Source organism: Melittangium boletus DSM 14713, from assembly GCF_002305855.1.
In the GTDB taxonomy this organism is placed as follows: domain Bacteria; phylum Myxococcota; class Myxococcia; order Myxococcales; family Myxococcaceae; genus Cystobacter; species Cystobacter boletus.
In genome coordinates this window covers 5895742-5914166 of the sequence record NZ_CP022163.1, presented here as the reverse complement: position 1 = coordinate 5914166, position 18425 = coordinate 5895742, and the positions used below count along the sequence as shown (strand labels likewise).

The window sequence follows — 18425 nt, the reverse complement described above, 5'->3', positions numbered from 1 at the left end:
CTCCTTTCGCCTTGGTGCCTGGAGCCTACGCGGGAGCGGGGATTTCGATGAGCCCCGCGCGGTCCAACAGTTCACGGATGCGCGCGGTGAAGGACACATGCTCGGGGTTGCTCGCCGACATGGGCTCGGACGAGAGGATGAGAAGCCAGCCCAAGTCCCCCACCGGCTCGATGCGCACGGAGGCGGGAAGCGGAGGCAGGGTCCCCAAGCGCCTGGACAGATAGGTCAGCCAACCGACCCGGACTTCACCCTTGCGCTTCTGAATGACATCGACCATCTCGGACGAACTCGCCACGGCGAAATCCGGTTCCCACGAGACAACCATGCTTTCAATCACCTGGGCGAGCACTTCCATACCCAGAAGCCTCTCGCGCTCGGGGCTTTGCCTGGACGGATAAAGCAGACAAACGTTCGGCCCACCCCACGGAGAGTATTTTCCGCAAGAGAGACGGAACTCCGTGCTGTTCTTTTTCGCGTTCCACATGAACTGGCTGAAGCCCAGGTCCTCGATGATCTCCTTTCCCTCATCTGTACGGTTCCTGCTTTTCGCCAACAGCACTTCTAGCGCTTGCTCCTCAACGGGAACAACATGTCCAGGCGAGCCACGAGGGACACCACGGCCTCCTCTGTACCATTGGACAAACGTCGGATCACACAGCGCGAGTGAGCGAAAGAAGGATGATGCGCGTCGGGCACACTCCAATGCAGTCTCCTTGCGGGGGCCCCAATACGCACCGAGGTAATAATTCTCACTCATTCGCTCACCCTACCGAGTTGGCTGAGTATATTTGACGTCAATATTGTTCAAGCCTTCGTTTCCAAAGAAGCGACGCAGGAAGTCCACGACCTTGGCGTCGGCGACATGCCACGTCAGAGGCAATCCCAACCTCCCGGCAACCTTCGATTGTCTTCCAGCCTGCTCCAGCATCTCGTTGAACTTCCCGGAGTTCTTGTACCAGTACTTGGGTGTCCCATCCGCGTTGAAGAACGAGCAATACCCGGGGCCCTTTGCCTCGAGCAGTTCCGTCCCCGAGAAGCCGTCGAACTCCACGCCATCCACCATGTACACCCACCAGGCGGGGCGCCCCGTCACCTGCTCCTGATAGGCCAATGCGTCCTCGGAGTTCGTGGTCGGCTTCTTGTACTTCCACTGGCCGGGCCCCGCCTTGCCTCCCGTACCGCCCGCCGGCCCCTGGGTCCCCCCCGCCATGTGGAGCACGGAGAGCGCCCCCAATTCCACCCCCAGCGAGGGACCCCCCCTGACGCCCGCCGCCACCCGGCTCAGTGCCAGTTCACCTCGTGCCGTCAAGGTCAGCACGGGCAGTTCCGCTCCCAGCCCCCCAAGGCGTCCCACGGCTCCGGCCCCACCGCCCAACAACAGCAGGACATGCGTGGACAACCGCGCCGCCTCGCGGATCTGATCCTCCCGGGACATGGCGCCGTAGCGCGCGAAGTACTCGGGTGAAGAGGCGATGAGGAGCGCGACGGTGCTCGGGAGTTGAGCGAGGCCTTCCACGCTCCGGATGGGATGCAGGACGGTTTCAGCGAGCGCGACCGCCATCTCGCCCACGGCGTCTTGTGCTCCATCCAACGCCGCGTTGAGCCAGTCCCGCTCCAGGCCCAGTTCCGTGACGGGTGGCGTATTCGCGCGCCGCAAGGCTCCCGTTACCGGGAAGATGACGCCCCCGTGCGAGGCATAGAAGTCTCCCACGACGAGGCTCCCCACCCGCCACTGGCCCTCCACCAACCGCACCTGACCCATGCGCTGAAGGGGATGTCCCGTGAGCGCCGTCACCAGGCAGCCATCCGTGCGCACCAGCACCAGGAGCCAGAAGCGTCGCGCCCTCCGCCGGAGTTCCGCGTACTCCACCCGGTCGCCGCCCTGGAGCACTTCTCCCAACATCCACGAGAGGACTCGCCGGGGCGCGAAGGTCCGCTGCGTCAGCGGCGTCCTCGACAGCGCCCCCAGGAGGGAACGCGCCTGTCCCACGTACAGCGCCGCGCCCGCCGGATGCCACGACTCCGGTGCCAGGCCACTGGCCTCCTGGACCTGGGCGAAGGCATCCAGGGTCGACTCGGGAAAGCCTCCCGCCCCTCCCGCGTCCCCCTGGGAGAGCGAGGGAGACGCAGTGGGAATCGTGGCGCACCCGCTCAGTCCCCCCAGGCTCCACGCCGCCAGCAACAACGCGAGGAGAGAAGCCCACGCATCACGGCCGGACGAGCGCACGCGATTGCCCCCGGCCATGCGCTACGGAACGGACGGAACCTCGCCCGTCAGCACACAGATGAGCGCCACCGGATCGCACTTCACCGGGAAGCTCGGATTGATGCCCGATCCGCGCAGCCGCGTGGGCGGATCCGCGTACGGATCACACTTCGACTCGTCCGGCGTCCTGACCGTCGAGCTGGTCGCACAGGACACCACCGGCCAGATGCCTCGCGCCGTGAACTCGGCGGTACAGCCATTGGCCGTGTAGCGCAGGTTCGCGATGAACTGCGTCCCCGGAATGTCGGGCGTGTTGTAGATGCGCAGGCCGGACCACTCATAGGTGAGGTCCTGCGCGATGGCGTCGGGAGTAGCAGTCAACACCACCCGCTCGGGGCTGAGCACGGGCACCTCGCAGAAGTTGTCCGGCCCCGGCGCCTCCGTCTCCAGTGTCCCCACGGCGTTGGCAATGGACACCGAGGCATCCACACGGGCTGCCTCTGTCCGAAGCAGCGTCCCCAGCGAGCCGGAGCGCACGGCCACCGTGTCCTTCGCCGCCGGGTCCTGGCTGAGATACTTCTGCAATCCCACCGCCTCGGACTTGAGCCGGGTGCACGCGAGCGCCGGGTTCTGTCCCGGCTTGAGCGAATAGGTGACCGCGAACGAGCCCGTGGAGCCGTCCGACACGGCACGGGCCACCACGCACTGCGGATCCTGCTGCTCGGCACCGCAGGCGCTCAGGAGCATCCCCAAACCAATCAATCGACGCTTCATGATGTCTCTCCGGAAGGGGTGCGCCTAGAAGCTCAGCTTCACGCCAAAGCGGACGGAGCGCGGTGCCTGATAGGCGATGGGGCGCTTGTAGTTGGGGTTGATGTCCGCGGAGGTGATGGGGGTGTTCGTGCCCGAGGCCTTCACAAGGCACTCGGGGTTGCCCGCCTCGCGGCAGCTCTCCACGTTCGCGGCCTTCTCGCCCTGCTCGAGCGGCAGGACGCGGGTGAAGGTGAAGACCTGGTCCACGTCCGTCACCTGCTGGAAGTTGAAGAGGTTGAAGACATCCAGCGACACGCTCAGCGTGTAGTCGCCTCCGAGCCGCTGGCTCAAGCCCACGTGCCCATCGAGGTTGTGGACCCAGGGCAGTCGGCCACCGCTGCCACGCGGGAGGATGAACGTCTCGGCGCCGCTGCGCCGGGGGTGATAGCCCAGGTAGTTGATGGGCGAGCCCGAGCGCGCCCGGTACCCACCGCCCACGTCGATGCTCAGGTCCCTGGACACGCGGAACTCCTTGGCACCAAAGGCCTTGAAGGCGTGCGTGCGATCCCCCGGCAGCGGACCATCGCGATTCACGGTGAGCGACAGCAGGTCGAAGTCGCGCGTCAGGTTGGGCGACAACTGGCCGGTGTCCGCGCGGAAGAGCCCCGAGTAGTTGCCGCGCAGCGAGGACCACGTGTAGCTCACCTGGGCCAGCCACGAGTTCGCGAAGGCCTTGGTGTAGTAGACGTTCACAGCGTCGTAGTCGCGGCGCGCCAGCGGGAAGTCCGACGAGGTGCCCTTGCCCGGGTTGCCCAGGAAGAAGGTGCTGCCGTCGTCGCGGCTCATGTCCTCGATGACGTCGTTGAGGTAGCGCTTGGTGTAGGACAGGCCCAGGCGTCCGACGATGATCTCGTACTCGGCGCCCACCACGAACTCGTCACTGGACTGGGCGCGGATGTTGGGGTCCACGGGCACGCGGTCGCCGCCCTCGGCGTTCCAGTACTGGCTGGGGCTCTCCGGGTTGCCGATGACCTGGCGGTTGCCATCCACGTTGCAGGCCCCGCCGGGCGCCAGGGCCGCCGGATCCGAGGGGTTGCAGGAGGCGTTCAACGTGGTCGACAGCAGCCGCTGCTGGGGGAAGGACAGGTCGGCCATGTCGAGCGGGACGTTCTCGTAGAAGCGCGCGTAGTTGACGTAGAGCTTCGAGCGGCCCTGCTGCGTGAAGTCGTAGATGAGGCCCAGGCGGGGCGACCACTGGTTGGGCAGGTTCAGGCCCATCTTGCCGTCGAGTCCCCAGAGCGTCTGCGTGTCATAGCGGCCGCCCACGTTGAGCGTGACCTTGTCGAAGATGGACCAGCTGTCCTGGACGAAGCCGCCCAGGGTGAGCGAGGTGGAGGTGCCTTCCTTCGACGCGAGGAACACGGGCTGATCCGGCGCCTCCAGGTAGCCGTACTGGTTGAGCGTGTAGAAGCACGAGCCGTCGGTGCACTCGTACCAGGGCGCGAGGCCCGTGCGCGCGCGGTTGTTGTAGAAGCTGGCGCCCTCGGCGTCGAAGCCCGCCTTGAAGACATGGTGGCCGAGCGCGTTGAGCAGGTAGGTGCCCAGCACCTTGCCCTGGTAGCGGCTCAGCTCCGAGATCTGGATGGTGCCCGGTCCACCCGTCGAGTACGCGCTGACGGGACAACGGGCGCCCTCGGGCAGCCCAGGCGCGTTACAGACGGAGGGGTCCTCCAGGGACTCGAACTCGGTGATGGTGTGGTAGCCCGGGTTGCGCGTGCGCCGCCAGTTGATGGTGGGCTGGGCGGACAGGCCCTGCCCGGAGGACAGCCCCGAGCCATCCGAGGGCAGCGTGGAGGCGTTCTGGTGGTGCCAGCCCACCGTCGCGTCGATGAGGAGTTCCTTGTTGAAGAAGGACGAGGACTGCTTGGCCACGATGTCCAGCGCGCCGCCCGTGCGCTGGGTGGCGATGGACTCGTAGGAGCCCTGGACGTACGAGGTACAGGACAAACCCGAGCACACCTCGGGCGCGCCGTCCCGGCTGAACGAGTAACGGCCCGGTCCGCCCGAGCGCGTGGGCGTGCCGTACACCGACAGGGACAGGGTGTGATCCTGGTTGAAGTTGTAGGTGAGCTTGCCGATGTACTGGAGCGTCCGCTCATCCGCGAAGCGGCTCACCTGCGTGCCCGCGATGGGCGTGGCGAGTTGGAAGCCCGTGGTGGGATCCTTCCGGGCATCCCCGACCTTCGCGCAGCCGATGTCGGGATTGACCTCGGTGCACAGGTCGAGGGCGCTGAGCTGCCGCGTCACCTGGATGCGATTGAAGGCGGGCGCGGCTCCCGCGTAGAACCAGAGCTTGTCCTTGAGGATGGGTCCGCCGATCTCGAAGCCCAGGTCCCCCTGGTTCCAGGGCGTTCCCTTGGCGGAGATGACGCTGCCCGCCCGCTGGATCTCCAACCCCGACGACTGCAGGAAGCCCGGGGCGATGTTGCCGAAGAAGGAGCCATGAAACTCATTGGAGCCGGACTTGGTGACCACGTTCAGCACGCCGCCCGTGGAGCGGCCATACTCGGGCATGTAGCCACCCGTGATGACGTTGACCTCCTTGACGAACTCCACCGACAGGGGCGTGCCGATGGTGCCCACCGAGGGATCGTTCACGGACAGGCCGTCCACCACGTACTGGCTCTCGGGCGAGGTGCTCCCGTTGATGCTCACGCCGTAGGCGTCTTCCTGCGCGCCCGGGGCCAGCTCGGCCAGGGACTCGAAGGAGCGCGACGCCGAGCCCTTGGAGCCTGGCCGGTTCAACGCGAGGTTGCGCAACAGGCTGGAATCCACGCTCACGCCCTGCGCGCTCGAGCCGATGTCCACCGTGGGAGGCCGGGCCACGACGACCACTTCCTCGCTCAGACCCTGCTCGGGCAGCAGCTCCACGTTGAAGCGGATGGTGCGATCGATGCGCAGCTGGATGTCCGAGCGCGTGAGGATGCGAAAGCCCTCGCGCTCCACCCGGAGCGTGTAGACGCCCGGCGGCAACTGCGGAACGCGGTACTCACCGCTCGCGTCCGTCACCACCACCTGCTCGCCCTGGAGGCTCGGCGACGTGGCCGTCACCACCGCGTCCTGCAGGGGCTTCTTGTCGGCCGCGTTGCTCACCCTGCCGACGAGGACCGCCGTGCCTTGCGCCCCTGCGCTGGTGCCCCACAAAAGCAATAACACACACCACGCGAGCACGCGTCGAACGGACAGGTCCAAGATGTCTTCCCCTCCTGGGATGAGGAGGTCTTCTTTGCCACATTTCCGACACGATTCCCAGGAGATGGGAAATCAGCGCGCGTAGCGAATGACCCGCTCCACCCGCCAGGTTCCAGCGCCCGCTCCAGGGCCCTCCACGGGCCGCAGCAACATCAACTCCGCGGGCTGTCCCAGCCGCAGCGTGCGCGCCTCGCGCGGCGGCGGCGGCAGCAGGTCTCCTTCCTTCACGCCCTCGGACGGCAGCGGCACCACCAGGAGCCCCGCCGCGTCGATGATCTCCTGGGCGCCAAAGACCCGCAGGTCCCCCAGCTCCTCGACGGTGCCCGTGACCACGGCGCGCGGCCCCTCCGCACCGGAGCGCACCACCTGGAGCGCGGCCACGCCCACGTCCGCGACGAAGGCGTCTCCCGCCTCGCCATGCACCTGGGCCCCTCGGATGAGCAGGTGCAGGAAGCCCTGGCCCCAGTTGAGCGGAATGGACGCGTAGCGCGCGGGATCCGCCCGCTCCACCGAGCCGTCCGCCAGTGACTCCAGGGCGGAGACCAGGGCCACGAAGTTCATCTGGACCAGCGGCAGATCCGGCTCGGCCGAGGGCCATGGGCCCGACTCGATGAGCACGGTGGGCGTGCCCCAGCGCCCCAGGTTGTCGCCGAAGGCGCGCGTTTCGAAGGAGTCGTCGTAGCGGCCCATCCGCCCGGGGATGAGGGGTTCCAGGGCCTCGTGGATGACGGCGCACACCTTCTTGGCGAGCACCCGTCCCGGGTTGTCATTGCGCGCGGCGTCGAAGGGCGGCGCGAGGAGCGAGATGGACGCGGGCTGGCGCGTCTCCCCCACCGCCGTGCGCCAGTTCTGGTTGTGGAGGTTGAAGCCGAGCATGGGCTGGAGACGGTCGCGCAGCGCCTTGAGCGTGCGGCCCTCGGGCGTCTGGAGCGCCAGCGCATCGCGGTTGATGTCGATGCCTTGCGCGTTGCGTCGTTGGAAGCGCTCGGCGCCATCCGGGTTGAGCAGGGGCAGTGCGTGCACGGTGAGCGAGGAGAGCAGCCGCGCCACCCGGGGCTCCTCGCGGTGACGGCGGACGTACTCGAGCAGGTACAGCAGCGCCGTGGTGGCGGTGGGCTCGTCCCCGTGCATCTGGGACCAGAGGAGCAGGTGGCGCGGGCCCTGGCCGAAGCGGACGAGTTGCAACGGGCGCCCCTCCACCGAGCGCCCCACCTCCTCGACGTGGAACAAGTCCGGGGCCTCCTGGCGCAGCCGCCCGAGCCGGGCCGCCACCTGGGGCTGCCGGACGAGGGGCGGAAGCGGCAGCCCGTCAAGGTGAATCCCAGCGCAGAGGTCGAGGAGTTCGCGGGGAGGGGTAGGGACGGACACGAGCATCGACTCCTTGCGAGAAGTGCCCCGGAGGGCCCGGTGGGATTATGACGGGACTTCATGTTCCCCGAATCCCTTCGCAACGCCATCGATGTCGCAAGCAACGCCGTCTGGGGTCCGTGGACGCTCGCCCTCCTGCTGGGAACCGGTGTGTTCCTGACGGTCCGGTTGCGGTTCGTCCAGGTCCTGCGCTTCCGCGAGGCCCTGCGCGCCATGGTCCCCGTCCAGGCCGGGGGCGAGGGGGCCCTGACGCCCTTCCAGGCCTTCATGACGGCGCTGGGCGCCTCCATTGGCACGGGAAACATCGCGGGCGTGGCCACGGCCATCGTGAGCGGAGGGCCCGGCGCGCTGTTCTGGATCTGGGTGTACGGATTCTTCGCCACGGCCATCAAGTTCTGCGAGGCCGTGCTGGGCATCCGCTACCGCCGGGTGGAGGGTGACCGGCTCTCCGCGGGCCCCATGCACTACCTGAAGGAGGGACTGGGCGCCCCCCGGCTCGCCTGGGTCTACGCGCTCATCGCCGGCGTGGCCGCGCTCACCACCACGCCCTTCACCCAGCCCAACTCCATCGCCGTGGTGCTGGAGAGCCAGTTCGCCCTCCCCCCGCTCGCCTCGGGGGTGGGAATCGCCGTGCTCACCTGGCTCGTGGTCATTGGAGGCGTGAAGAGCGTGGGCCGCGCCGCGGAACGGCTCGCGCCGCTGAAGGTCGGGCTCTATCTGGTGGGCGGGCTGGTGGTCATCCTCACCCACGTGGAGAACCTGCCCTCGGTGCTGGCGCTCGTCGTGCGCGAGGCCTTCTCCATGGAAGCCGCGGGCGGAGGCGCCCTGGGCGTGGGGATGATGACGGCCATGCGCTACGGCATCGCCCGGGGCATCTACGCCAACGAGGCCGGGTACGGTACGGCGGCGGTGGCCTATGGCACGGCGCGCACCGACGCTCCCGTGCGCCAGGGGCTCCAGGCGGTGATGGAGGTGTTCATCGTGTCGTGCGTGACGTCCACGCTCAGCGCGCTCGTCATCCTCGTGAGCGGAGTGTGGAGGTCCGGGCTCACGAGCACCGCCGTGGTGGCCCAGGCCTTCAACACGGCCATTCCCACGGTGGGCGGCTGGGTGGTGGCCTTCTGCGCCTTCCTGTTCGGCTACACGACGTTGATTGGCTGGGCGTACTACGGCGAGCAGTTCCTCGAGTACGCGTTCGGCCCCCGGCTCACCGTGCCCTACCGCTGGGTGTACTGCGGCCTGGTCGTCTTCGGCGCCACCGGCAAGGTGGAGACCATCTGGGCGTGGGGAGACCTGATGAACGGCTTGCAGGTCTTCCCCAACCTCGTGGGGCTCATCGGCCTGAGCGGCGTGGCCGCGTCCGTGCTGCGACCGTCCATCGCCCCGATAGCGAGCCCGGGACTGCCCCAGAAATGAAGGGGACGATGAGTACCGGGCGGTTCATGACAAGGGGGACAATGGAATGAGGCCTGGCGGCGATTCATCGCCAAGAACCGGAGCGCCACACAAAATGAGGTATGGCGCTTCGTCTTCGATCTCATGAACCGGTTCGGCGTGCATGGACAGCTCACCCCGTATCATTGCGGATGAAACGGCAGTGAGGACCTCATCCGTGCGCTATTTTCGAATCGACAACGACAACACCCAAGACAGCTCCGGTGTCATCGACGGAGCCTACAGATGGGGTCTCCCGGGCGTCATCTGTCCCTCGTGCAAGGAGACCTGGAGCGACGGCGCCAAGGCGTATCCATCCGTCGATTTAACGCCCGTGTCGGCCCTGGCCGACTTCGAGACAGCCCGCGCCGAACCCATCGAGGAGTTCGAACGATTGTGTGAACTGGTCCGGCCGCTCCTTCCACCCGGCGCCCTCCTGGAGCCAGGTACACCTCTGGGCGCATTCCAGGGCAAGCTCCATGGCCACTTTGGAGCGCTCGTCTCGCCTGATCCCTGGTGGTTGTTGATCCGAAGAGAGGCCTTCGATGCACTTCAAGCAGAGGGCGTCCAAGGTCTCAAAGGCCGCCAGATGCACCTCCGCTCTCGCCAACGCCATCCGCCCGAGCTGCTCGAATTGAAGATTCTGCCCTCCGGACGACTCCATCCCGATTGCCTCCCCTTCCACCGAGCGCGGCCTTGCCGCCGCTGTGGTCGAACCGGCCTCGCCCTGCCTGATGCCCTTTGGAAGACTTCTCGACCGTCCTGGTCTGCAGCGAACGCTTCATCAGGGCCTGCCAACGACTCCGCCTGGATGGCGTCGTCTTCCATCCCCTCCCCTCTAAATGAAGGGAAGGGGGGCACGTCCTGGAGCCTTCCCACTCACTGAAGGAGCCGGTGCACCTGCTCCAGCATCACCGCGCACAGGAGGCCCCCGTAGGTGCCCAGCACATAGCCGGCCACCGCGAGCATCACGCCCACGGGCGCGAGCGCGGGGTGGAACGCGGCGGCCACGACGGACGAGGACGCCGCGCCCCCCACGTTGGCCTGTGAGCCCACGGCCGCGAAGAAGATGGGCGCGCGCAACCATCTCCGCACTCCCAGCACGATGCCCGCGTGCACCGCCATCCACACCAAGCCCACCGCCACCATCGCCGGCGCGTCCAGCAACCGCCGGAAGTCCGCCTTCGCGCCAATGGTCATCACCAGCACGTAGAGGAACAGCGCGCCCACGCGGCTCGCCCCGGCGCCCTCCAGCTCGCGCAGGCGCGTGAAGGACATCAGCCCGCCCACCGTCGTCACCAGCAGCACCACCCAGGTGAAGCCCGTGATGAACGTCCCCACGTCCGGCAGGTGCCTGGCCACCTCCGTGCACACCACCGTCGTGCCCAGGGAGATGGCCAGCAGCCACACCAGGTCCTGGAGGCTCGCGGGCCGGGACACCGCGGCGTGGAAGCGCTCCACCTGCTCGCGCACCACGTCGATGGCCCGCCGGTCCGCGCCCAGGCGCTCGTCCATCTGGCGCTCGCGCCCCGCGAACCACAAGAGCACCGCCGTCCACAGGTTCGACACGCCCACGTCCACCACCACCATCATGCTCAGCGTGTCGTCCCTCGCCCCCACGCTCTGCCCGATGGCCACGAAGTTCGCGCTCCCGCCAATCCACGAGCCGCTAAGCGCCGCCAGCCCCTTCCACGCCTGATCCCCCAGCTCCGCCGGCAGCCAGTGGCCCAGCAGCAGATAGGCCAGCGGTCCGCCGATCATGATGCCCGCCGTCCCCGCCAGGAAGAGCAGCACGGCGCCGCGCCCCAACTTCGCGATGGCTCCCAGGTCCATCGCCAGCACCTGGAGCACCAGGCTCGCGGGCAGCAGATAGGCCGACACGAAGCCGTACAGCTCCGAGCGCGTGGGAATGACGCCCGTGTTCGACAGCAGCGTGGGCACGAAATAGACGAGCACCAGCAGGGGCACGACCTTGAAGACGCGCCCGAGCACGGGATGGCGCTCGGCGAGCATCAGCAGCGACAACACGGCCAGCAGCACCGTGAGCACCGCCATGGGTGACTGGATGAGCGGCTGCGTCATGGACGAGGCTGGGGCTCCACGCCGAGCCCGGGCCCCTCACCCAATCGGATGCGCCCCTCCACCACGGGGTGGCCCTGGAAGGGGTCCGCCGACAGGAGCAGGTTGCCGTCCAGGTCCAGCCAGTCCGCGAGCGGTCCCAGGTGCGCCGCCGCCGCGATCCCCACTCCCGTCTCCACCATGCACCCGATCATCACCTTGAGGCCACAGGCGCGCGCCGTCTCGATGATGCGCAGCGCCTCGCGGATGCCGCCGCACTTCTGCAGCTTCACGTTGATGCCGTGGTAGCCCTCGGCCAGCCTCGGCACGTCCGAGGCCATCATCAACGCCTCGTCCGCCACCAACGGCAGCGGCGAGCGCCGCCGCAGCCACTTCGCCCCCTCCACGTCCGCCGCCGGCAGCGGCTGCTCCACCAACTCCACCCCCTGGGCGGCCAGCCACTCGATATGGGCCAGCGCCTCCTCGGGTTTCCAGGCCTCGTTCGCGTCCACCCGCACCGGCTTGGCGGTGGCCGCCCGCACCGCGCCGAACGTCTCGCGCACGTCCTTCGCGCCGAGCTTCACCTTGAGCACCGGGTAGGGCGCGGCCTCCTCCACCTTGCGCGCCAGCGTCGCCGGCTCGTCGATTCCGATGGAGAAGGACGTGAGCGGCATGGCCGCCGGGTCCAACCCCAGCATGCGGTACAGCGGCACGCCCAGCCGCTTGCCCGCCAGATCATGGAGCGCGATGTCCAACGCCGCCTTCGCCGCGTGGTTGCCCGGCAGCGCCGCCTCGACGCGCTCGGATAAGACCCGGAAGTGCCACGGATCTCCCGCGAGCACCGGAGCGAGCTTGCCCAGTGCCTCCGTCACCGTCTCGGCCGACTCGCCGTAGCGCACGTTCGGAGCGGCTTCTCCCCGGGCGACCACGCCCGCCTCGCGCAGCTCGACGATGACGTTGCGCTTGGAGGTGCTGGTCCCCCGCGCGATCGTCCAGGCGTGACGAAGGGGCAACTCGAGGACTCGGACATCCATCTGCACTGACATGCGAAGGACCTCTCGGGAGAGGAGCCGCCCTTACCACAGCTCGAAGGACTCCCCTAAACTGCCCGCATGTCTCCCCTGCTCCTGGTTCTCGCCCTGCTCGCCGCGCCGGGCCGCGTCACGCCCGCCCATGCGCCGCCCCAAGCCCCGGGGGAGGAGATGCGCACCCTGCTCGCCGAGCTCATCGCCGTGGATACCTCCAATCCTCCCGGCAACGAGGCCGCGGCCGCACGGGTGGCCGCGCGCTGGCTCCAGGAAGCCGGCATCTCCTCGGAGTTCGACGAGCCCGTCCCCGGACGCGCCCACCTCATCGCGAGGCTCCCGGGCACTGGCGCCGCGCGGCCCGTGCTCGTCCTGGCCCACCTCGACACCGTGCCCGCCAGGCGCGAGGAATGGACCTCCGATCCCTGGACCCTCACCGAGCGCGAGGGCTTCCTCTACGGGCGTGGCGTCCAGGACAACAAGGGCATGGTGGCCGCCAGCATCCTCGCGATGCGCAAGCTCGCGCGGGAGGGCACGAAGCGCTCGCGGGACGTGGTGCTCGTGCTCAGCGCGGACGAGGAGGTGGGCTCACGGGCTGGAATCGACAAGTTGCTCGAACGCCGTCCGGAGCTGCGCGAGGCGGAGTTCGCCCTCAACGAAGGAGGCCTCACGGAGCTGTCCGAGGATCGCCGCCGGGTGCGCTTCGTCAACCTGCAGGCCGCCGAGCGGGTGTCGCGCCAGGTGGTGCTCAAGGCCAGCGGTCCCGGAGGCCACTCCTCCGTGCCGCCCGCCACGCCCTCGCCCCTGGTGCGGCTGGCGGCGGCCGTGGCCCGCGTGGGAGCGCTCACCTTCCCCACCCGGCTCACCCCCGTGACGCGGCTCAACGTGGAGGGCCGGGTGAAGGTGACGGGCGGCGAGCAGGGCAAGGCCCTCCAGCGGCTCGCGGCCCGTCCGGACGCCCCACCCCAGGACGCCGTGGACACCCTCGCGCGGCTCGACCCCGCCCTGGCCGCCGTGCTGCGCACCACGTGCGTGCCCACCGTCTTCCATGCGGGGGATCGGCCCAACGTCATCCCCGCCACCGCCGAGGCCACCCTCAACTGCCGCCTGCTCCCGGACGAGGACATCCAGCAGGTGCGCGCCCGCATCGTCGCCGCGGTGGCGGACCCCGGCATCCAGGTGGAGATGAACATGAAGCCGCCGGACTCGCCCGCATCGCCCGTGGGAGACAACGCCCTGATCCGCGCCGCCACCGCCGCCGCCGCCCAGGTGTGGCCCGGCGCCCCCGTCTTTCCCCGCATGTCCACCGGCACCACCGAGTCCACCGCCCTGCGCCGCGCGGGCATCCACGCCTACGGCATCGAGCTCTTCGCGCTCACGCCCGAGGATGCCCGCACGGCCCATGCGCCCAACGAGCGCATCCCCGTGGCCTCGCTCCAGCCGGGCGCCGAATTCGTCCACCGGCTCCTGTCCGAGCTGGTGAAGTGAAGTGACGTCCCTCCCGACCGCCCCCGAGCGAGCCCCATGAGAACCCCGACTGTCCGTGCCTCCTGTTGTCTGTTCCTGCTGACCGCGACCCTGTCGGCCTGTGGCCCGAAGGTGCGGCCCACTTCCCCCAGAGAGGAAGATCCCGTGGCGAGAATCTGGAGGACGAGCGCCCAGGCGCGGGACTTCGAGCGCTTCACCCATCAGGGCACCCGGCTGACACCGGACGGGGCGCTCGAGTTGGAGCCCTCGGCTCCGCCCACGCCCGCGGGCGCGGATCCCGCCCACCCCGAGGGCGGCCACCTGGCCGGCAGCGCCATCTCCCAGGTGCAATCCCTGCCGGAGGGATTCAACAACGTGGTGCCCTCCTTCGACGTGCTCACCCCGCCCGGCACCTGGGTGCGGCTGACGCTCGCCGCGCGCGTGGCGGGGCAGTGGACGAAGGAGTACGACTTCGGCGTCTGGGCGCTCGACACGAGCACCGTCACGCGCCGCAGCGCCGGGCGTCAGGAGGACGCGCACGGCAAGGTGCTCACCGACACCCTCGTCCTCGGCCAGAAGGCGGACGGCCTGCGCATGACGGTGTGGCTCTACTCCACGCGGCCCGGTGTGTCGCCCCACGTGCGCGCGCTCGCGGCGGCGATGACCGACACCCAGCGCGCCCTGCCGGAAACACCCTCGGACGAGCGGGCCTGGGGCACGGTGCTGGCGGTGCCCGGCCGCTCGCAACTGCTCTACCCGCCCGATGGAGGCGTGTGGTGCTCGCCCACATCGGTGTCCATGCTGCTCGCGTACTGGAGCGGCCAGCTCGGACGTGACGCGCTCGGGGTCCCCGTGCCAGAGGCGGCCTCCCGCGTCTACGACGCGACCTACGAGGGCACCGGCAACTGGCCCTTCAACACCGCGTATGCCTCGTCCCTGGCGGAGGGCGCCCTGCACGGGCTGGTGGCCCGCTTCGACTCCTTCGCCCAGGTGGAGCGGCTCATCGCCCGGGGCATCCCCATCAGCATCAGCGTGGCCTACGGCGAGGGCGAGCTGACGGGCTCGCCCGTGCGCAGCTCCAACGGCCACCTGCTCGTGGTGAAGGGCTTCACGTCCGAGGGCGACGTGGTCTGCAACGATCCCGCCTTCCCGAGCGACGAATCGGTGAACGTGACGTACCGCCGCGCGGAGCTGCTGCGGGCCTGGGACCATTCGAACCGCTCGGCCTACGTCCTGTGGCCGGCGGGAACGGAACTCCCCGCTGGCGCGCTCACCTTCGTGCCGTGAGCGCGCCGGGCCGGGGCGCTACTTCGCCGTCAGCGAGCCGAGCTGGGCGAAGCGCGAGAACGTCATGTCCGCGCCCGCCGAGCAGGGCGTGGTGCCCGGCTCCGGCTTGCCGCCACCGCCGCTGATGTCCTGGGCGCGGTAGGCCACCCGGGGCAGCCCGTCCTTGCCGAGCGCGAGCGATGGGCTGTGCAGGAACCACGAGGCCATGGTGCAGTTGGAGTAGGGGATGATCTTGTCCGTCTGCATGTCCCCGCTGTACTCCACCTTCCCGAGCTGCCAGGAAGGCTTGTCGGGGTTCGTGCACTCCGAGTCGCACGAGCCCACCAGGATGTTCCAGCTCGCCGTGTAGACGATGCGCGGCCGGTCCTCACCGTCGAGCGCGAGATCCAGGCCCGCCCGGAGCACCTCGCCCTCGGAGCCCGCGTTCAGCAGGTACTGGGCGCTCCATTTCTGGTCATTGGTGCACTCCGAGTCGCACTCGGCGTAGATGAGGTTGCGCGCGCCATTCACCTGGCCCAGCAGGAGGACCCGCGGCGTGTCCTTGCTCGTGAGAGCCAGCGAGAGGGTCGGGTACATGCGCACCGCCTCGGAGAAGCCGAAGAACACCTTGTGCAGCTCGGCCACCTTCCAGCCATCCGCCACGGTGCAGTCGCCGTCGCACTGCGCGTAGTAGCCCATGTAGTCGCCGTAGTTCTCGATCTCCGCCTTCGTCAGCCGGGGCCGCCCCTGGGCGTTGAAGCGCAGGGTGATCTCCTGCCAGACGCGGCCACTGATTTGATTCGTGGTCCAGCTCTCCGGGCGCGCGCAGTCGGCATCACACTGGACATAGAAGGTCCCCGGCGTGGGCGAGCCGATGCCGACGCTGCGGTAGCTGTGCATCACGAAGCGCGGCTTGCCGTCCGGCGTGAGGGCGAAGGCCTCTCCGGACACCTCGCGCTGGCCGTCGTGCTCGAGGATGGGGTTGACGGACCAGGAGGACGCCTGGGTGCAGTCCCCACTCTGGCAGGAGGCGTAATAGACGCGCTTGTAGGTGCTCAGGAGCAGCTGGGGCCGGCCATCCGCGCCCACCGCCAGCATGGCGTTGTCCACCGTGCCCTCGGTCTTCAGCTGCACCACCTTGACCTTGTCCGCCGAGCCGCAATTGGCCGGACACCAGGCGTAGTACGCGTCCCCCTGGGAGTACGCGGGGTAGACCATGTGGACGTTGCCCTGGGCATCCGTCTCCACGCGGGGGTTGGCCGTGTTGCGCGGCGTCCCCGTGGGCAGGAAGAACTGACCCGCTCTCCCCACCGCCTTGTCCGTTCCCTGGTTCGTCCCTCCGGGCCCCGTTCCCCCCGTCCCCGCTCCACAGGCCGAACACGCCATGAAGCCCACGGCACAGAACACGGCCAGCAGTGCACTCTCGATGCGGCGCATCATCCAGCTCCTTGTCTCCAGTCCCTCGGCGCAGCGCAGCACAGGCCCGCGTCGAGGGGCAATGGCCTTGCGACGGAGGGTGACAATTGTCCACGCGGAACGCGTGTGGCCATGCGGAACATCAAGCACCTGCCCGGGCCCGCTCCCCATGCGGCCAGGCGGGCACACATGACGAAGGGGCTGCCTCCCCACCTGGGAGACAGCCCCTCGGTACTGGTCAGGCGATGACGCCGTGGACTACTTCACGGCCTTCACGCGGCGCTTCTCGGAAGGACCCTCGGCGGGTGTCTCACCGCCGTCCGTGGGCGAGGGCACCGCCGCCACCGCCGGCTTGCCGATGCCGTACTTCTCGTACACCTGCCGCTCCACCTCCTTGATGACCTCGGGGTGGTCGCGCAGGTAGTCCTTCGCGTTCTCGCGGCCCTGGCCGATGCGCTCTCCCTTGAAGGAGAACCAGCTGCCGCTCTTCTCGATGATGTTGTCCGCCGACGCCAGGTCGATGAGGTCTCCCTCCTTCGAGATGCCCGAGCCGTACATGATGTCGAACTCGACCTCCTTGAAGGGAGGCGCCACCTTGTTCTTCACCACCTTCACGCGCGTGCGGCTGCCCACCACGTTCTCACCATTCTTGATGGCGCCCACGCGGCGGATGTCCAGGCGCTGCGACGCGTAGAACTTCAGCGCGTTGCCGCCCGTCGTCGTCTCCGGGTTGCCGAACATCACGCCAATCTTCATGCGGATCTGGTTGATGAAGATGACGCACGTCTGGCTCTTGCTGATGGTACCCGTGAGCTTGCGCAGCGCCTGGCTCATGAGGCGCGCCTGCACGCCCATGTGCGCATCGCCCATCTCGCCCTCGAGTTCCGCCTTGGGCACCAGCGCCGCCACCGAGTCCACCACCAGCACGTCGATGGCGCCCGAGCGCACCAGCATCTCGGCGATCTCCAGCGCCTGCTCGCCCGTGTCCGGCTGGCTCAGCAGCAGGTCGTCCGTGCGCACGCCCAGCTTGCGCGCGTAGCCAATGTCCATCGCGTGCTCGGCGTCGATGTAGCCCGCCACGCCGCCGCGCTTCTGCGCCTCGGCCACGATGTGCAGACACAGGGTCGTCTTACCGGAGGACTCCGGCCCGTAGATTTCCACGATACGGCCCTTGGGCACGCCTCCGACGCCCAAGGCGATGTCGAGCGAGATGCTTCCCGTCGAAATGGCCTGAACATCCCGCACCAACGGCTCCTCGTTGCCGAGCCGCATGATGGAGCCCTTACCGAACTGCCGCTCCACCGCGGACATCGCCAGTTCGATCGCCTTTTCCTTCTCTGGATTCACGGCCATTTCTTCTTGCTCCTTGCGTATGCGGCGAGCCACCCCGGCTCACCTGAACTCGCGTTTAGTACGCGATGGACCAACCCTAGTCCATCCCTCTGACATGACCCACAACGTTCAGCGTCGAGGCAGCATGAGCAGCAGCCAGGCCAACACCCCCGCCGCCCCGCTGAGCTGTCCGTGATAACCCGAGCGGGAACCCATCCACAGCTGAAGAAGGGACAGGGCGAGCAGCAGGCCCAGGCCCACTCGCTGGGTGAGCGAGCGTTGGGGGGCCAACAATCCGGCCAGCAGGGACAAGGTCGTCAGCCCCATGGCGAGCGCCAGCATCGAGTCGATGCCCGCGTCGAACGAATGGCTCACGAACCTGGGCACGACCGACCATTGCAGGACGAGGCCCAAGACCAGCACACCCGCCGCCCCGCCCCGCGCCAACGAGCCCCCGTCCCGTTTCGAGACGGTCTGGTCGCGCAGGTACGCCAGGTCCTCGGGGCGGACTTCCAGGGCGTAGGGGTAGCCCATCCGGGTGAGGGACTCGACGGCCACCGCCCGGCACGTGTGCCCCGGCGGCCCTCCCAATCCCTCCAACCGGCCACTCTCCAGCAACCGCAGGAGCACGTCCGCCTTCTCGCGAGAGCCCGTCCCGGTCCCCAGCGCCTCCAGGTGCCCGTTCAAGCGCTGGGTCAGTTCCTGGCGCTCCGCCCCCGACGCGACCCGGATCTCCATCAGGAGGCGGGACACATCCGCCTCCACCGCCTCCATTAAAGGAGGCGCTTGCGCCGAGGCCGGGCCCTCCCAGGGCGCCAGGGAGGCCGGTGCTTCCTCCTGCCCGTCTT

General features: G+C 68.5%; 14 protein-coding genes and 1 pseudogene. 5 read left to right on the top strand and 10 right to left on the bottom strand.

Annotation, left to right across the window (positions count from 1 at the left end):
- Positions 1 to 25 precede the first annotated feature (25 nt).
- The 5 genes from MEBOL_RS24805 to MEBOL_RS24785 form a co-directional block, all read right to left on the bottom strand.
- A complete protein-coding gene (locus MEBOL_RS24805) occupies positions 26 to 757 on the bottom strand; it encodes an Imm52 family immunity protein (protein WP_095979780.1) in 732 nt (243 codons plus the stop codon).
- Between the two features lie 9 nt (positions 758 to 766).
- A complete protein-coding gene (locus MEBOL_RS24800; RefSeq protein ID WP_095979779.1) occupies positions 767 to 2245 on the bottom strand; it encodes a Tox-REase-5 domain-containing protein in 1479 nt (492 codons plus the stop codon).
- 3 nt (positions 2246 to 2248) lie between these two features.
- A complete protein-coding gene (locus MEBOL_RS24795; RefSeq protein ID WP_095979778.1) occupies positions 2249 to 2980 on the bottom strand; it encodes a hypothetical protein in 732 nt (243 codons plus the stop codon).
- Positions 2981 to 3004: 24 nt separating this feature from the next.
- Positions 3005 to 6205: a TonB-dependent receptor gene (locus MEBOL_RS24790; RefSeq protein WP_425437650.1), complete on the bottom strand. Its 3201-nt coding sequence runs from the start codon at positions 6203 to 6205 to the stop codon at positions 3005 to 3007.
- 78 nt (positions 6206 to 6283) lie between these two features.
- Positions 6284 to 7585, bottom strand: a complete 1302-nt coding sequence (locus MEBOL_RS24785; RefSeq protein WP_095979776.1) for a M14 family metallopeptidase — start codon at positions 7583 to 7585, stop codon at positions 6284 to 6286.
- A 54-nt stretch (positions 7586 to 7639) separates the two neighbouring features.
- On the opposite strand from MEBOL_RS24785, the gene MEBOL_RS24780 reads away from it, so the two are divergent.
- The 3 genes and pseudogenes from MEBOL_RS24780 (at position 7640) to sitI6 (ending at position 9899) form a co-directional block, all read left to right on the top strand.
- Positions 7640 to 8995 carry an alanine/glycine:cation symporter family protein gene (locus MEBOL_RS24780; protein WP_095979775.1) on the top strand — a complete coding sequence of 452 codons (1356 nt, stop codon included), beginning with the start codon at positions 7640 to 7642 and terminating at the stop codon, positions 8993 to 8995.
- Between the two features lie 42 nt (positions 8996 to 9037).
- Positions 9038 to 9169: pseudogene (locus MEBOL_RS24775) on the top strand (SitA6 family polymorphic toxin lipoprotein); the annotation flags it as partial.
- Positions 9138 to 9899, top strand: coding sequence for a SitI6 family double-CXXCG motif immunity protein (gene sitI6, locus MEBOL_RS24770; protein WP_245918819.1), 762 nt, complete (start codon positions 9138 to 9140; stop codon positions 9897 to 9899). The pseudogene MEBOL_RS24775 and the gene sitI6, both read left to right, overlap by 32 nt.
- Here the strand turns inward: sitI6 and MEBOL_RS24765 are convergent.
- A complete protein-coding gene (locus MEBOL_RS24765; protein WP_095979774.1) occupies positions 9893 to 11095 on the bottom strand; it encodes a DUF819 family protein in 1203 nt (400 codons plus the stop codon). The genes sitI6 and MEBOL_RS24765 overlap by 7 nt on opposite strands.
- The gene (locus tag MEBOL_RS24760; RefSeq protein ID WP_095979773.1) at positions 11092 to 12117 is read right to left on the bottom strand and encodes a dipeptide epimerase; all 1026 of its coding nucleotides are present in this window, start codon (positions 12115 to 12117) and stop codon (positions 11092 to 11094) included. The genes MEBOL_RS24765 and MEBOL_RS24760 overlap by 4 nt, the downstream gene beginning before the upstream one ends.
- A gap of 66 nt (positions 12118 to 12183) precedes the next feature.
- Here MEBOL_RS24760 and MEBOL_RS24755 point away from each other — a divergent pair, with 66 nt between their 5' ends.
- Positions 12184 to 13584: a M20/M25/M40 family metallo-hydrolase gene (locus MEBOL_RS24755; RefSeq protein WP_095979772.1), complete on the top strand. Its 1401-nt coding sequence runs from the start codon at positions 12184 to 12186 to the stop codon at positions 13582 to 13584.
- Positions 13585 to 13728: 144 nt separating this feature from the next.
- A complete protein-coding gene (locus tag MEBOL_RS24750; protein ID WP_095979771.1) occupies positions 13729 to 14850 on the top strand; it encodes a C39 family peptidase in 1122 nt (373 codons plus the stop codon).
- Between the two features lie 18 nt (positions 14851 to 14868).
- Here MEBOL_RS24750 and MEBOL_RS24745 read toward each other — a convergent pair whose 3' ends face one another.
- The 3 genes from MEBOL_RS24745 to MEBOL_RS24735 all read right to left on the bottom strand — a co-directional run bounded on the left by MEBOL_RS24745 (position 14869) and on the right by MEBOL_RS24735 (position 18330).
- Positions 14869 to 16269, bottom strand: coding sequence for a hypothetical protein (locus MEBOL_RS24745; protein ID WP_095979770.1), 1401 nt, complete (start codon positions 16267 to 16269; stop codon positions 14869 to 14871).
- A 234-nt stretch (positions 16270 to 16503) separates the two neighbouring features.
- On the bottom strand, positions 16504 to 17598 hold the full coding sequence (gene recA / locus MEBOL_RS24740; protein ID WP_095979769.1) for a recombinase RecA: 1095 nt from the start codon (positions 17596 to 17598) through the stop codon (positions 16504 to 16506).
- Between the two features lie 108 nt (positions 17599 to 17706).
- Positions 17707 to 18330 carry a hypothetical protein gene (locus MEBOL_RS24735; RefSeq protein WP_170115585.1) on the bottom strand — a complete coding sequence of 208 codons (624 nt, stop codon included), beginning with the start codon at positions 18328 to 18330 and terminating at the stop codon, positions 17707 to 17709.
- Positions 18331 to 18425 lie beyond the last annotated feature (95 nt).

Bases quoted from the DNA above. Each gene is read 5' to 3' on its own strand.
- MEBOL_RS24805 (WP_095979780.1), bottom strand. From the start codon at position 757: ATGAGTGAGAATTATTACCTCGGTGCGTATTGGGGCCCCCGCAAGGAG.
- MEBOL_RS24800 (WP_095979779.1), bottom strand. From the start codon at position 2,245: ATGGCCGGGGGCAATCGCGTGCGCTCGTCCGGCCGTGATGCGTGGGCT.
- MEBOL_RS24795 (WP_095979778.1), bottom strand. From the start codon at position 2,980: ATGAAGCGTCGATTGATTGGTTTGGGGATGCTCCTGAGCGCCTGCGGT.
- MEBOL_RS24785 (WP_095979776.1), bottom strand. From the start codon at position 7,585: ATGCTCGTGTCCGTCCCTACCCCTCCCCGCGAACTCCTCGACCTCTGC.
- MEBOL_RS24780 (WP_095979775.1), top strand. From the start codon at position 7,640: ATGTTCCCCGAATCCCTTCGCAACGCCATCGATGTCGCAAGCAACGCC.
- sitI6 (WP_245918819.1), top strand. From the start codon at position 9,138: ATGGACAGCTCACCCCGTATCATTGCGGATGAAACGGCAGTGAGGACC.
- MEBOL_RS24765 (WP_095979774.1), bottom strand. From the start codon at position 11,095: ATGACGCAGCCGCTCATCCAGTCACCCATGGCGGTGCTCACGGTGCTG.
- MEBOL_RS24760 (WP_095979773.1), bottom strand. From the start codon at position 12,117: ATGTCAGTGCAGATGGATGTCCGAGTCCTCGAGTTGCCCCTTCGTCAC.
- MEBOL_RS24755 (WP_095979772.1), top strand. From the start codon at position 12,184: ATGTCTCCCCTGCTCCTGGTTCTCGCCCTGCTCGCCGCGCCGGGCCGC.
- MEBOL_RS24745 (WP_095979770.1), bottom strand. From the start codon at position 16,269: ATGATGCGCCGCATCGAGAGTGCACTGCTGGCCGTGTTCTGTGCCGTG.
- recA (WP_095979769.1), bottom strand. From the start codon at position 17,598: ATGGCCGTGAATCCAGAGAAGGAAAAGGCGATCGAACTGGCGATGTCC.